The following is a 12,795-nucleotide window of genomic DNA, read 5'->3' on the forward strand; positions in this document are numbered from 1 at the left end:
ACAGGGACGTTGATATTAAAGTTACACGCTTTATTTGAGATTTAAAATTCTTAATGATTTTTGAACATTAAAAAGACGATTTTAAATTTTTGCTTTATTACTTTTACAAAAAACCCAAGATTATGTTACCTAAAGTAAATTTCACAGAAACTGAGGCCTACAAATACTTAGCCGATCATTTTATAGATATTAATCAGAAAAGCATTAAAGATCTTTTTGCTGAAGATGCAGATCGTTTCAATAAATTTTCTGTTTTTTTTGAGGATATTTTACTCGATTACAGTAAAAACCGCATTAGCGACAAAACATTAGCACTATTAATCCAATTAGCACGCGAATGTAAACTCGATGAAGCCATTAAATCGATGTACAATGGCGATAAAATCAATGAAACAGAAGACCGTTCGGTACTTCACATTGCTTTACGTAACCTGAGCAACACTCCAATTTTGGTTGATGGTAAAGACGTAATGCCCGATGTTAATGCAGTACTGGCTAAAATGGAAAAATTTAGCAACAGCATCATTAGCGGCGAATGGAAAGGTTATACCGGCAAAGCCATTACCGATATTGTAAACATTGGTATTGGTGGTTCAGATTTGGGTCCTGTAATGGTTACCGAAGCTTTAAAACATTATAAAAACCATCTAAATATTCACTTTGTTTCTAATATTGATGGTACACACATTGCCGAAACTTTAGCTGGTTTAAATGCCGAAACTACTTTATTCCTGGTAGCTTCTAAAACATTTACCACACAAGAAACCATGACCAATGCACATTCTGCACGTACCTGGTTTTTAGAAAAAGGTGCTAAAGAAGGCGATATTGCCAAACACTTTGCAGCATTATCAACCAATGCAAAAGATGTAGCTGCTTTTGGTATCGATACCGCAAACATGTTCGAGTTTTGGGATTGGGTAGGCGGCCGTTATTCTTTATGGAGTGCCATTGGTTTATCTATCTCATTGAGCATCGGTTTCGATAATTTTAAACAATTGCTTGCTGGTGCACATGCAGCCGATAATCATTTCAAAAACGCCGAATTTGAAAGCAATTTGCCTGTAATATTAGGATTACTAGGCGTTTGGTACATTAATTTTTACAATGCCGAAACACAGGTTATTTTACCTTACGACCAATATATGCACCGTTTTGCAGCTTACTTTCAGCAAGGCGATATGGAAAGTAACGGTAAACATGTAGATAGAAACGGTAATGAAGTGGATTATGAAACCGGGCCAATTATCTGGGGCGAACCAGGTACAAACGGTCAGCATGCTTTTTACCAGTTAATACACCAGGGCACCCGGATTATCCCTGCCGATTTTATTGCACCAGCACAGAGTTTAAATCCGCTTGGTGATCATCACCCGATCCTTTTATCTAACTTTTTTGCACAAACAGAAGCTTTAATGAATGGTAAAACCGAAGAAGAAGTTATTGCAGAGCTTAAAAAAGAAGGTAAATCGGAAGCGGAGATCCAAAAAATTGCTCCTTTTAAAGTTTTCGAAGGTAACCGTCCAACCAACTCTATTTTATTAAAAAAAGTAACTCCTTATACTTTAGGTAGCTTAGTTGCCATTTACGAACATAAAATATTTGTACAAGGCATTATCTGGAACATCTTTAGTTTCGATCAGTGGGGAGTTGAGCTGGGTAAACAACTGGCCAAGAAAATCCTTCCTGAACTAAACGGAAATGAAAAAGTTTCGAGCCATGACAGTTCTACCAACGGATTGATTAACCAGTATAAAACCTGGAGATAGGCTAAACAAAAAACATTCTTGATGAAGTCCCCGACGTATAAAAGCGATCGGGACTTTTTTTTTGCAAAAAATATGGGTTTAGGGCAACCTTTCCAAAATCCTCGCCGTAATGCAATTAAGAAACTTAATTAACAAAACGTGCCATTAACCCTTTATCCGGTAATTGAAGCTTCCGCTTATAGCAGCTTTAATCAATAACCAATTGATTGAGGCATGACGAAGAAAACAGATTGATTACTTGCTAAATCATTACTATGAGAAAAATAACCCTTTACTTATGCATTACTGCGTTCTATTTAACGCTTTTTGCCTGCTCCAAGAAACAAGCCGATGAGCTTACTGAAAGTAATCCAAACGGCGTAACTACCGACAATGTAAGCTATAACAATTACGTAGGAGCTCTTTTAACGACAAAATGCAATAACTGCCATGGCCCCGGCGGCGTCCAACGGGGATCCTGGGCCTTTAGTGGAATTCAATCTGTTATTGCTGACCCCGGGTAAAAACGAACACTCTTGTAACCATGACCATGCCAGTGGGCGGCAGCTTAACAGCAAGAGAAAAGCAATTATTAACCGCCTGGTACGATAGAGGAATGCCAGCAAACTAAATAGTAAAAGCCATGAAAAAACTACTGATCACGCTTATTCTGGTTTCTGCTTTTGCAGCCGTACATGCACAAATGCTTATCAGCAAAGATGCAATCATTTCATTCTTCTCTAAAGCACCAATGGAAGATATTGATGCGATTAGCAAAACAGCGGTTTCGGGCATCAATATTAAAACCGGTGAAATAATCTTTAAAATTAATAACAACAGTTTCCAGTTTAAAAAGAAACTGATGCAGGAACATTTTAACGAGAATTACATGGAGAGTGATACCTACCCGACTTCCGAATTTAAAGGAAAAATAATTGACCCTGTTGACTTTTCTAAACTAGGAACATACAATGTAGTGGTAAAAGGTAATTTACAGATACATGGTGTAACCAAAACCTACCAAACCCAGGCTAAAATTACGGTTACCTCCGATGCTGTTACCGCAAATGCAGCTTTTAAGGTTAAACTCGAAGATCACAAAATCAAAATACCAACAATTGTAATTGCAAAAATTGCAGAAGTAGTTGATGTCAAAATCAATGCCGTTTATCCTACAAAAAATTAAGTCATGATGAAAATTTACAGCACACTATTAATCATGGGCCTGGGCCTATCTTCAACAGTCTTTGCACAAGATTCGTTAGAAAAAGCATTGCAAATGCCAGCAACAAAAACCAGGGTGAGCGCAACTTTTAAATCGCCTAAGTTGATTAACATCCAAACCAACGAAACCATATTTAAAAACGAGCTCGATTTTAGGGTAGATCACCGCTTTGGTGATATTGCAGGTCAAAGCGGAGGTATTAAAAATTTCTTTGGATTGGATCAATCTACCGATATCCGCATTGGTTTTGAATATGGAATCAGCGACGACCTTTCTGTTGGCATTGCTAGGGCAAAAGGTGCCGGTCCGGCTACTCAGTTATATGAGGGCAATCTTAAATACAGATTGCTAAGACAAACCAACGATGAAAAAATACCGGTAAGCATTACGCTTTTTGGTAGTACCACTGTATCGGCAGTAAAAGCCAGTACCGATCCTACTTCGGCTATTGCGTTCAGCGACTTTCAAGACCGGCTTGTCTACGTAGTGCAAGGTGTAATTGCGCGTAAGTTCAGTCCCAGTTTTTCGATGTTAATCATGCCGTCATATATACACCGGAATTTTACCGTTTTTGGAGATCAGAACGATCTATTAGCCATCTCGGTAGGTGGTCGTATTAAAATCACCAAACGCATGGCATTTGTAGCCGATTATACCTTACCGTTTAGAGATGATACCAAAAAGGCTTACCTCGAAAATCTATGGGGCAACAAATATTACAATACACTGGGTGCAGGTTTAGAATTCGAAACCGGCGGGCATATTTTCCACCTCAATTTCACCAATGCAACGGCCATACAGGAATCGCAGTTTATAAGCGACACCAATACTTCATGGACCAAAGGCCAATATCGATGGGGCTTTAGTATTGCACGCAGGTTCTCATTCGATAAGAAAAAAGAGAAAGCTCAGTAATTTCAATACCACTGATAAACATTGTTAATCTAAAATAAACTAACTGAAAAAATTATGGAACGTAACGAATTTATCAAATCTTTAGGCTTGGGTGTTGCTATGGTATGCACCGGAGCCTGCTTTTCTGCCTGTGGTAAAAAGAGCGATTCGCCCGAACCCAGCAAACCAAATGGTGGCGGGGTTCCTCCCGGGACAACAGCCAGTGTTGACCTAACTACACAGTTGCTCACCGTAGGCGCATCACTTGTGGTAAGCGGCATCCTGTTTATCAGAACAGCAAGCGGAAATGCATCTACTTCATTTGTGGCTACGCAAGCGGCCTGCCCACACCAGGGCGGTGCATTGAGCTTTATTCAGGCCAGCAATTATATACAATGCGCTTTGCATAGTTCGAGATACACCACAACGGGAAGCATTTTAGCCCAACCCAACGATGGTGGTACTACAAGTGCATTAAAAGTTTATGCATTAACGGTTTCGGGCAATACGCTTAGCGCAACAGCTTAAAGGATTGTTAGTGTAACCGGAGATATAAGTTTGTCATGTTGAGCCAATCGAAACGCTTTAATATACCATTAAGCTAATCTTTCGACAGGCTCAACATAGCTTTTTCTTATATATTTTAGGGTTAAACAGATACATTCTGACCTTTAACATCAAAAGCATCGCGCAGGCCTATAGCCAGCACATTAAAGGCATAAACCGTAAACATAATGGCTAACCCCGGCAAAATGGCCAGGTACGCTGCATCCATAATAATATAACCATAGTGCTCTTTAATCATACTACCCCAGCTTGGCATGGGGGGTTGCGCTCCAAAACCCAAAAAGCTTAAACCGGTTTCTAGTAATATTGCCGAGGCGAAATTAGATGAAGCGACGACCAAAATAGGACCGGCTATATTGGGTAATATATGTTTGATAATGATTTTGCTGGTACTAAAACCCAACGCCCTTGCAGCCTCTACAAACTCAACTTCTTTTAGCGCCATAACCTGCCCGCGTACTAATCGGGCAACATCTACCCAAGTGGATAAACCAACGGCGATAAAAATTTGCCAGAAACCTTTCCCCAGAGCAAAAGATATAGCAATAACCAGCAAAAGTGAAGGTAAAGACCACACCACATTCATAAACCAACTAATGGATGCATCAATGCGCCCGCCAAAATAGCCCGCTATAGCGCCCAAACTCACACCAATAAAAAGTGAGATGAGTACTGCCATTAAGCCCACTGATAGCGAAACGCGAATACCTAAAATTACCCGGCTTAGTAAATCGCGGCCATAAATATCCGTTCCTAAAATATAAGTCTTCTTGTAAATATTATTTTTTTCGAATAGAGATAGTGGTGTACCCACTTTAGATGGTAAAATACAATCTGGGCATAAATCACTCAGCGCGTATTGGGTTACCTTTGCTTTTTCATCATCGCCGATATACTCCTCAACAAAAACGGTTTGCCCAGCTATTTTATACCCCGTAATTGGAATACTTTTAAAAGTTGGTGTTTGGCCAAACAGCATTCTTTCGAAAAAACTAACCTTTTCTACCTTTGGATTTCTACCTGTAATGAGAAAAGTAAAGGAGCTTCCGGGTTGTTTTTTATTTAACTGTAAGGTTTGTACGTTCGCATCCGGAGAATCATCGGGCATAATCAAATAGCCCGAAATGCCCATCACCATCAGCAGTAAGATGAAAATCAGTCCGGCAAAGGCAAACTTATTCCGCTTAAACTTTAACCATACTTTTTTTGACGGGCTGTTATCCATTATCTAACCATTCTGCCTTTCCAATTATATTTTCCGCTGTTTCCGGCAATGCCTATGTACACCATATATAAAATGTGTAACACATTTAACACCGGAATTAAAATGAGCAAACTCCGCCTTTTTGCAAAGCCTGTTACATCCCATAAAAATAAGCTTTCCAAAACCATTTTAACCAACAATTGATAAAATGTGATGGTTAAAAAACCAGGGATAAACAATCCGGTAATAAAGTTTGAAAGTATGCTGAGGTTGAAAATCCAGATAAGTACGCCCAGCACAATAATTCCTTTATTTTTATACCGCGTACTTTTTGAAGCCCAACGTCGGCGCTGTTGAATAAAAGCGCTTAAATTTTCTTTGGCGTGCGTGTATACGATAGCATCCCTGTTTTTAAGGAAACCAATGCGATCGGGATATTTTGCGGCAATTTTGTGCAACAACAATTCATCGTCGCCCGAAGCCAAATCATCAATCCCCTGAAAACCGCCAACCTCATAAAAAGTTGTTTTCTCGTAAGCCAGGTTTGCACCATTACAGGTAGAAGGTTGTTTATTACCAATGGTTGATGCCCCCAAACCAATCAGATATAAAAACTCAAGTGATTGCAACCTTTCAAAAAAGCTCTTTTCCTGGAAATAGGCCACCGGAGAGGAAATCATTTTATACTTTTTCTGCTCAAACAATTGTACAATCGTTGCCAGCCAGTTTTCGCCCATTCTACAATCGGCATCGGTAGTTACAATTAAATCGCCGGCACAGGTACCTATTGCCGTTTGTATGGCTTTCTTTTTATATGAATTTAAGGCCCTATCCTCGTTAAGTTTAATCAGCCTTACATTTTTGCCGGCATAACTCAGTACAATTTCTGTAGTACGGTCGGTAGAATGATCGTCGATGATGATAATTTCGGTTAACACCTTTGGATATGTCTGGGCAATCAAATCATCGATCGTTTTGTTAATATTAGCTTCCTCATCACGAGCAGCTACAATAATCGAAACCTTGGTTTGTGGATCCGACTTTTCGGGAATAAAATAAGTTAAATTATGCCACCCCCTGATAAAACTAAGCACCAGAAAAGCATAAATGAGCGTTAATGCAGCGGATAATAGACTAATTAGATTTAAGATTTCCAAAAAAGTTGAGTTTAAAAACGAAATAAGCACCTAATATAGCAGGAATTATAATATTTATGAGCCAGATACTTGCTGTACATGCAATAACAGCAACATGCTGATCGCTTACATGCTTAAACAATTCGACAGCGGTAACACTTCTGACGCCTACATCGAACAAATCTAACGAAGGTAAAGCCGATTGGACCAGGAACAACAAGCAAGTCATCATTACAATATCGGCATAATGCAAACCGGGTATTAACCAGATAAACAAAATAAAATATTGCGAACTGAAAACCAGATACCGGGCCATGCAATAACCAATAATACGTAACAGTTCTTTTCTGCGGTACCGGCCTAAAATACTGTAAAACTTTTTGTATTTGCGGGTAAACTTAAAGGATAGCAGGATACCATTTAACCATTTGATATTGAAATAGAAAACAATAAAAAACAGACAGAAGAATACGGCAAGAAAAACCACAGCAATAAACAGTATACGATCGATCGGAATAAAGCGGTAGATGAAAAAACAGGCAGCAATTGCCCCAAAAACATTGGTTAGTACCAGCTGCCCTATGCTGCCAACGCTCATGGCTACCACGCCTACAATCCGCCTTTTAGGTGAAAGGAAGAACACCCTGCCTCCATATTCACCCAAACGGTTTGGGGTAAAAATAGCCATTGTTAAACCACAAAAAACAGATTCAATGGCGCGGTAAAAACTTATGGCTTCGATGTGGCTCATTAAGTATTTCCACTTTGCCGCCTCCAGCAGCCAGTTTACAAACATCAGGAGCACTACCAGTCCAATTACTGCAGTAATCTCGAGCTGATCGATATCTTTTAGCAGGGTACCGAAATCGCTCAGGTTTTTATTGGCAACAAGCTTGTGGTAAATAAACCAAAAGGCAAACAGCACAATGGCCGCTTTAATAAGCAGTGATAATATTTTTTTGTGCTTGCCTGTCAAACTTGTCTTTTTAGATTGCAAATATGCTTAATATTGCTGTAATGTTGAACGAAAAAAAGGAACGGATTATTATGGGCATCGACCCGGGCACTGCGGTGATGGGCTATGGTGTTATTTTAGAAAAGGGAAATAAAACAGAGCTGATTAGTTTGGGGGTGGTAAAAATGACCCATCTCGACGATCCTTTTCTTAAACTTCAACGCATTTTCGAAAAAACCGTTGTTTTAATTGATCAGTATAAACCAGATGTACTTGCAATTGAGGCGCCTTTTTATGGCAAGAATATCCAGGTATTGCTAAAATTGGGCCGTGCACAGGGAACTGCTATTGCTGCTGCCTTATCCAGAAATATATCGGTAACAGAATATTCGCCCAGAAAGATCAAACAATCGATTACGGGCAGCGGAAACGCTACCAAAGAGCAGGTTGCCGCCATGCTACAAAGGTTATTAAATTTTAAAGAAACGCCCGAATTTTTAGATGCGACAGATGGTTTAGCCGTCGCCGTTTGCCATTCATTTCAAAAAATTACCACTGGTGGCAAATCTAAAACTTACTCAGGCTGGGAATCTTTTGTAAGTGACAACAAAACCAAGGTTACAGGAATAAAAAAGGCTACAGGCAAGCTTAAAGGTTAGTTTAAATAGTCTGTGCAGACACAAACAATTAGGCACCTACGCCAAAGATAAATTAAAATGGTTCGTGCAGTACACGAACCATTAGAGAACGACTTATAAATAACAGTTATTGTCTGGCCCGATCTATCAGGTTCTTAGTAGCTAAATCAGTTGCAAGCTTATTTTTTTTAATCAGGTACCTAGCTACAAAAAATACAGCAACACCAACCAGTATTAACATCCATAAATTAGAAAGGGCAAGGATAATTTCTTTAAAAATAGTCCAACCGTTTACCAGGCCTAGCCAAAAACGATCTGCGAAACCCGGTTTATAGTCGTACACATTATCATTTGCTACAATCATGGTTTTAACCGTATTATCCTGATAAAAATTGAGTGTAATGGTACTGTATTTTACGCGGTTATCAATCAGCAGATTTTCAATTTTCCGGTCAACATAATCATCTTTGATAAAAAGCGACGTTTCTACATTCGGGCTCTTTTTAGTCGCCATTTTATTAATGCGCTCAACAGCTTCTACCCTGTTGTTGGCTTTGAGTTTATTGGCCAGGTAAGCAATACTCTGGTCGTCCATTTTCATCGATTGGTTATCGACAAATACCGCCATTTTAGCAATGGCATTGGTAAAATCGTCGAGCCTTTCTGATGGCACTTTGGCTACAAGGTAACCCTCGGTACGGTATGAAGTAATTTCTTTAAGCGAATCGATCGATTGTTTAACCTTCTGGCTTTCCTGGATAACGCTCTGAATAGAGAACTCCGCTACAGTGCCTCCCTGTGCTTTGACGGTTTGACTCAGTTTTTCTTTGGTATTCTGCACATCTTTAACGCGGAACCGCATATCGGCAGTTTTAATGATTTTGGGAGCAACTGTACTGGTGCTATCTGCACTTTCTCCGCTACTAATTTCCTCAGTCGAGGCTACTGATCCATATTTTTTTTCAGCACTCTGGCAGCCGAACAAACATGCAGCTACGGCCATAGCAATAATAATCCTTTTCATGATTTAGTGGTTCTAATGGGTTAATCATTTGTGTGAAATTATCTTCTCTGGCCAGTGAAGTTGCGGCATCTTTTATTTTTATACCGCGTTTTCCCTTTATACCAAAATTGCTTTAAGGTAACCCAGAATAATTGGGAGTTGGGTTCCCGGAGTTTCTCGCTAACGCCAAAAATTAACCTATTTGCTACTTTGAGGCCTGATTTAATTTAAAAATATTTTTTCTGAAAAGGATAAAAGCAAAAAAGCCTGTCATGAATGAACAAGACAGGCTTTATTATTTAGAGAGAAAATATGTTATGCATCTAAAATTTTGAATACACCTTTAATGGCGATAATTGCACCGATAAACAAAACGATCCAAGAAGCCAATGATACTTGCCATGAATCGTAAGCGAAACGCGCATAAGTACCCACCATGCAAACCAGTACACCAAAAATCATTAATTTATAAATTCCTGGCTGGTTAGCCGTTTGCATACTTTCTGTATTGTGCTTTAATTCGTTGTTCTCCATAATGTTTATTTTTATGATGCAGCAAAAGTAATACTTATTGCTGAATAATTATATAAACTTAGTAACTTTTTAATCGTTCTAAACGTTGTTTGGCTTTATCCTTGTCTGATAGGTTTTCACCCTGATACAAAGGCTTTTCCCAATCTCCATACATAGGGTTTGGTAATACTATAAATTTAACACCAAAAAGCTGCTGGTTTAAGTTCACTTGTTCGTTTGTATATTTATTTTCGCGGTAAAAAACATTCGAAAAATCGCTCAGATTATCGCCACAGAGCATTAAAATGTTATGCGTTTCTGCTATTTTTTGTCTTCGGGGCTCTTTGTTAGAAGTGCCTTTCGAAACCAGCAAATGTGTATCATCAGCATATGGAAAACCAAATTTCTGCAGATTTTTCAAAGTTGCACCATAATCCTTTTCATCGCGGTTGCTTACATAAAAAGTTTCGATGTTTTTGCTTTCAGCAAACTTTAAAAAAGCCAGTGCCCCCGGAACAGTATCGGCCTGTGCTAAATTGGTCCACTCAGTCCAATCGGTTGGCGCATAACTTAAACCCTTTTTAATTTCATGCCCCTGAAAAGCTGAATTATCCAGCACCGTTTCATCAATATCCACAATTACGCAATTGGGTTTGATGCTCGTATCTGCCCATACAGCCTCTTTTAGCGATAAATGTGCAAAATTGTAGGCCTGAAAGCATAAAGCTCGGTATTCGCCCGATGTTTGTTGCCATAGCACGGCATTGGTATAATCACGCGCAGGATTTTGGGCAGCAGCCATAAATGGGATGAGCGATAAGATAATCAGTATTTGTTTTTTCATACTATAATATTATAATATAAAGATAATAAACTCTAATAATGAAGTATTCAATTAAATCATATGTCGTAGTAATTCTTTTTTTTAATTTTTTAGTTCTATAAATTATTTATTTTTAGCAGTATGCTAACAAAATCTGATTTATCATGAATTATAAAAAGCTCTCGGTCATTGCCATTATCTTATTTTTCTTTGTTGCTTGTAAAAAAGAATCGCCAATTAAAGAATCAATAGATGAAAAAAATAATTCCTTAGAATTACTTGGAGATTCTATTTCCTACATAATCGAAGGTCAAAAAATTATTCTGAATGATAAAGCGGTTAGAAGCATGCTAAATGCAAAAGCGAATAGGAAATTAGACTCTGTTGTTAATTATGTTGAGTATTCCTCTGGAGATCAGGATGCAGTAATGTTCGGGCGAACATTTAAATTCTCTGGCGGTAAAAATGGGATAACAATCATGTTCTTAAAAAGATATACAAAAAATGAAACTAATAATGCATTTTTTGTTCCGCTAAACAAACTTGACTTGTTCTCGATCGGAGAACATAGATATGCTATAGATTTTTCAAAAACAAATACCCAGAATGGCATTGCCATAGAATTGAGTGGAAATTATTATGGATTCCAAACATTTTCATATAGTAGTCTTTTATATTTTGCTCCACTTAAGGCAGAACTACAAAGCCAGTCAAAATTTGAAATTACAAATTTCCAAATGCTTAAATCAGGCAAATACCTACTTGAAGCTAAGTTCAACGCCTCTGTTTACCATGGAGACGGTAGTAACATTAAAAAAATTGAGAATGGTTATTTAAGATTGAGATTAGATACAGAATCCTTATACTTCTAATATTTTAAGCCTGTTAGCTAATTAAATCATTTAGCATAGAATACAAAGCCCATTTCTTAACAGGAATGGGCTTCATTTTTAGCATGTTTAAGTACGCATTGTTTTGCTTTAACGAATAAAGTAAGTTTTATCTGACGCCATTTGTAAGAAAATAATAAATGCTTCGCTAAATGGCCTTTCAGGGCATAATAATGCTGACTTACAAAATTATGGCCAACAAAAAAACCCATCTCAATTAAGAAATGGGTTTTATATTTTTTGCTTGTTCAGGCTCCAAACTAAGGACGCTGAACTTCAAACTTAATGTTATCCATTCAATGCTGCTGCACCACTTACAATCTCCGTTAACTCGGTTGTAATTGCTGCCTGGCGCGCCTGGTTGTACGAAAGTTTTAACGCTTTCAATAACTCACCGGCATTCTCAGTTGCTTTATCCATCGATGTCATACGTGCACCGTGCTCAGATGCATGAGAATCTAGCACTGCTTTGTACAACTGGATTTTAATTGATTTAGGAATTAGCTGCTCAACGATTTCTTCCTGAGAAGGCTCCAAGATATAATCAACATTGGTTGTTTTCTTCTCTTCTTTTTGCTCTGCCGCCTGTTCAGCTTTTGGTAAAGGCAATAACTGCTCGGTAGTGATAAACTGTACAGCTGCATTTCTGAAACGGTTATACACCACCTCTACTTTATCAAACTCACCTTTAACAAATCCTGCCATAATCGCATCCGTAATTTTAGTTACGTTTTCGAAAGTTAAGGCAGAGAATACTTCATTATTGTTACCGATAACGTTGTATTTACGTTTCTCGTAAAAATCCTGAGTTTTTTTACCGATAGAAATAATGCTTACATTACCGTTTTTCAACTGTTCGCTATATTTCTCAGCAATTAAATTATTGGCCGCTTTAATTACGTTCATGTTAAAAGCACCTGCCAAACCACGGTTTGATGATACAGTAACAATTAAAACCTTATTGGGCTCACGTTCCTGGATAAAAGGTGATGAAGAGCCTTCTAAACTTGCTGACAGATTACCTAAAATCTCTTTCAGTTTAGTTGCATAAGGACGTAAAGCGATAATTGCGTTGGTAGCACGTTTCAACTTAGCCGCCGAAACCATTTTCATAGCTTTGGTGATTTGCTGTGTTGACTGTACCGATGCAATCCGGTTTCTTACTTCTTTTAAATTAGCCATTCTTTATTTAGATGTGA

General features: G+C 38.3%; 14 protein-coding genes. 7 read left to right on the forward strand and 7 right to left on the reverse strand.

The annotated features are described in order from the left end of the window. Positions 1 to 122: 122 nt before the first annotated feature. From pgi to G7074_RS06745, 5 genes are all read left to right on the forward strand, one after another. The gene (gene pgi, locus G7074_RS06725; protein WP_124560556.1) at positions 123 to 1,769 is read left to right on the forward strand and encodes a glucose-6-phosphate isomerase; all 1,647 of its coding nucleotides are present in this window, start codon (positions 123 to 125) and stop codon (positions 1,767 to 1,769) included. 254 nt (positions 1,770 to 2,023) lie between these two features. Beyond that, positions 2,024 to 2,272, forward strand: coding sequence for a hypothetical protein (locus G7074_RS06730; RefSeq protein ID WP_166207555.1), 249 nt, complete (start codon positions 2,024 to 2,026; stop codon positions 2,270 to 2,272). A 119-nt stretch (positions 2,273 to 2,391) separates the two neighbouring features. Further along, positions 2,392 to 2,934 (forward strand): YceI family protein, encoded by a 543-nt coding sequence (locus G7074_RS06735; protein WP_124560558.1) that lies wholly within the window; start codon positions 2,392 to 2,394, stop codon positions 2,932 to 2,934. A 3-nt stretch (positions 2,935 to 2,937) separates the two neighbouring features. After that, complete coding sequence (locus G7074_RS06740) at positions 2,938 to 3,888, forward strand: DUF5777 family beta-barrel protein (RefSeq protein WP_124560559.1); 951 nt, start codon at positions 2,938 to 2,940, stop codon at positions 3,886 to 3,888. Positions 3,889 to 3,942: 54 nt separating this feature from the next. Then, positions 3,943 to 4,395 (forward strand): ubiquinol-cytochrome c reductase iron-sulfur subunit, encoded by a 453-nt coding sequence (locus G7074_RS06745; RefSeq protein ID WP_124560560.1) that lies wholly within the window; start codon positions 3,943 to 3,945, stop codon positions 4,393 to 4,395. 121 nt (positions 4,396 to 4,516) lie between these two features. Here the strand turns inward: G7074_RS06745 and G7074_RS06750 are convergent, their stop codons facing one another. From G7074_RS06750 to G7074_RS06760, 3 genes are read right to left on the reverse strand one after another with little or no spacing between them, the layout of a single operon-like run. Continuing rightward, positions 4,517 to 5,659: an ABC transporter permease gene (locus tag G7074_RS06750; protein ID WP_124560561.1), complete on the reverse strand. Its 1,143-nt coding sequence runs from the start codon at positions 5,657 to 5,659 to the stop codon at positions 4,517 to 4,519. After that, positions 5,659 to 6,795 carry a glycosyltransferase gene (locus G7074_RS06755; RefSeq protein WP_166207558.1) on the reverse strand — a complete coding sequence of 379 codons (1,137 nt, stop codon included), beginning with the start codon at positions 6,793 to 6,795 and terminating at the stop codon, positions 5,659 to 5,661. Before G7074_RS06755 ends, G7074_RS06750 begins: the two co-directional genes overlap by 1 nt. Then, entirely contained in the window at positions 6,773 to 7,750 is a 978-nt protein-coding gene (locus G7074_RS06760; protein ID WP_124560563.1) for a lysylphosphatidylglycerol synthase domain-containing protein, read from the reverse strand. Before G7074_RS06760 ends, G7074_RS06755 begins: the two co-directional genes overlap by 23 nt. A gap of 41 nt (positions 7,751 to 7,791) precedes the next feature. On the opposite strand from G7074_RS06760, the gene ruvC reads away from it, so the two are divergent. After that, complete coding sequence (gene ruvC / locus G7074_RS06765; RefSeq protein WP_124560564.1) at positions 7,792 to 8,388, forward strand: crossover junction endodeoxyribonuclease RuvC; 597 nt, start codon at positions 7,792 to 7,794, stop codon at positions 8,386 to 8,388. A 106-nt stretch (positions 8,389 to 8,494) separates the two neighbouring features. Here the strand turns inward: ruvC and G7074_RS06770 are convergent, their stop codons facing one another. The 3 genes from G7074_RS06770 to G7074_RS06780 all read right to left on the reverse strand — a co-directional run bounded on the left by G7074_RS06770 (position 8,495) and on the right by G7074_RS06780 (position 10,727). Further along, positions 8,495 to 9,391: a DUF4349 domain-containing protein gene (locus G7074_RS06770; protein WP_233603901.1), complete on the reverse strand. Its 897-nt coding sequence runs from the start codon at positions 9,389 to 9,391 to the stop codon at positions 8,495 to 8,497. A 294-nt stretch (positions 9,392 to 9,685) separates the two neighbouring features. Next, complete coding sequence (locus G7074_RS06775) at positions 9,686 to 9,904, reverse strand: hypothetical protein (RefSeq protein WP_124560565.1); 219 nt, start codon at positions 9,902 to 9,904, stop codon at positions 9,686 to 9,688. A gap of 58 nt (positions 9,905 to 9,962) precedes the next feature. Next, on the reverse strand, positions 9,963 to 10,727 hold the full coding sequence (locus G7074_RS06780) for a 5'-nucleotidase, lipoprotein e(P4) family (RefSeq protein ID WP_124560566.1): 765 nt from the start codon (positions 10,725 to 10,727) through the stop codon (positions 9,963 to 9,965). Between the two features lie 143 nt (positions 10,728 to 10,870). Here G7074_RS06780 and G7074_RS06785 point away from each other — a divergent pair, with 143 nt between their 5' ends. After that, a complete protein-coding gene (locus G7074_RS06785; RefSeq protein ID WP_124560567.1) occupies positions 10,871 to 11,578 on the forward strand; it encodes a hypothetical protein in 708 nt (235 codons plus the stop codon). 306 nt (positions 11,579 to 11,884) lie between these two features. On the opposite strand, the gene atpG is transcribed toward G7074_RS06785, so the two are convergent. After that, the gene (gene atpG / locus G7074_RS06790; protein WP_124560568.1) at positions 11,885 to 12,778 is read right to left on the reverse strand and encodes an ATP synthase F1 subunit gamma; all 894 of its coding nucleotides are present in this window, start codon (positions 12,776 to 12,778) and stop codon (positions 11,885 to 11,887) included. Positions 12,779 to 12,795 lie beyond the last annotated feature (17 nt).

The organism is Pedobacter sp. HDW13, from assembly GCF_011303555.1.
Lineage (GTDB): Bacteria > Bacteroidota > Bacteroidia > Sphingobacteriales > Sphingobacteriaceae > Pedobacter.

Bases quoted from the DNA above. Each gene is read 5' to 3' on its own strand.
- G7074_RS06785 (WP_124560567.1), top strand. From the start codon at position 10,871: ATGAATTATAAAAAGCTCTCGGTCATTGCCATTATCTTATTTTTCTTT.
- G7074_RS06740 (WP_124560559.1), top strand. From the start codon at position 2,938: ATGATGAAAATTTACAGCACACTATTAATCATGGGCCTGGGCCTATCT.
- G7074_RS06750 (WP_124560561.1), bottom strand. From the start codon at position 5,659: ATGGATAACAGCCCGTCAAAAAAAGTATGGTTAAAGTTTAAGCGGAAT.
- G7074_RS06780 (WP_124560566.1), bottom strand. From the start codon at position 10,727: ATGAAAAAACAAATACTGATTATCTTATCGCTCATCCCATTTATGGCT.
- pgi (WP_124560556.1), top strand. From the start codon at position 123: ATGTTACCTAAAGTAAATTTCACAGAAACTGAGGCCTACAAATACTTA.
- G7074_RS06775 (WP_124560565.1), bottom strand. From the start codon at position 9,904: ATGGAGAACAACGAATTAAAGCACAATACAGAAAGTATGCAAACGGCT.
- G7074_RS06745 (WP_124560560.1), top strand. From the start codon at position 3,943: ATGGAACGTAACGAATTTATCAAATCTTTAGGCTTGGGTGTTGCTATG.
- ruvC (WP_124560564.1), top strand. From the start codon at position 7,792: ATGTTGAACGAAAAAAAGGAACGGATTATTATGGGCATCGACCCGGGC.
- G7074_RS06770 (WP_233603901.1), bottom strand. From the start codon at position 9,391: ATGAAAAGGATTATTATTGCTATGGCCGTAGCTGCATGTTTGTTCGGC.
- G7074_RS06730 (WP_166207555.1), top strand. From the start codon at position 2,024: ATGAGAAAAATAACCCTTTACTTATGCATTACTGCGTTCTATTTAACG.
- G7074_RS06735 (WP_124560558.1), top strand. From the start codon at position 2,392: ATGAAAAAACTACTGATCACGCTTATTCTGGTTTCTGCTTTTGCAGCC.
- atpG (WP_124560568.1), bottom strand. From the start codon at position 12,778: ATGGCTAATTTAAAAGAAGTAAGAAACCGGATTGCATCGGTACAGTCA.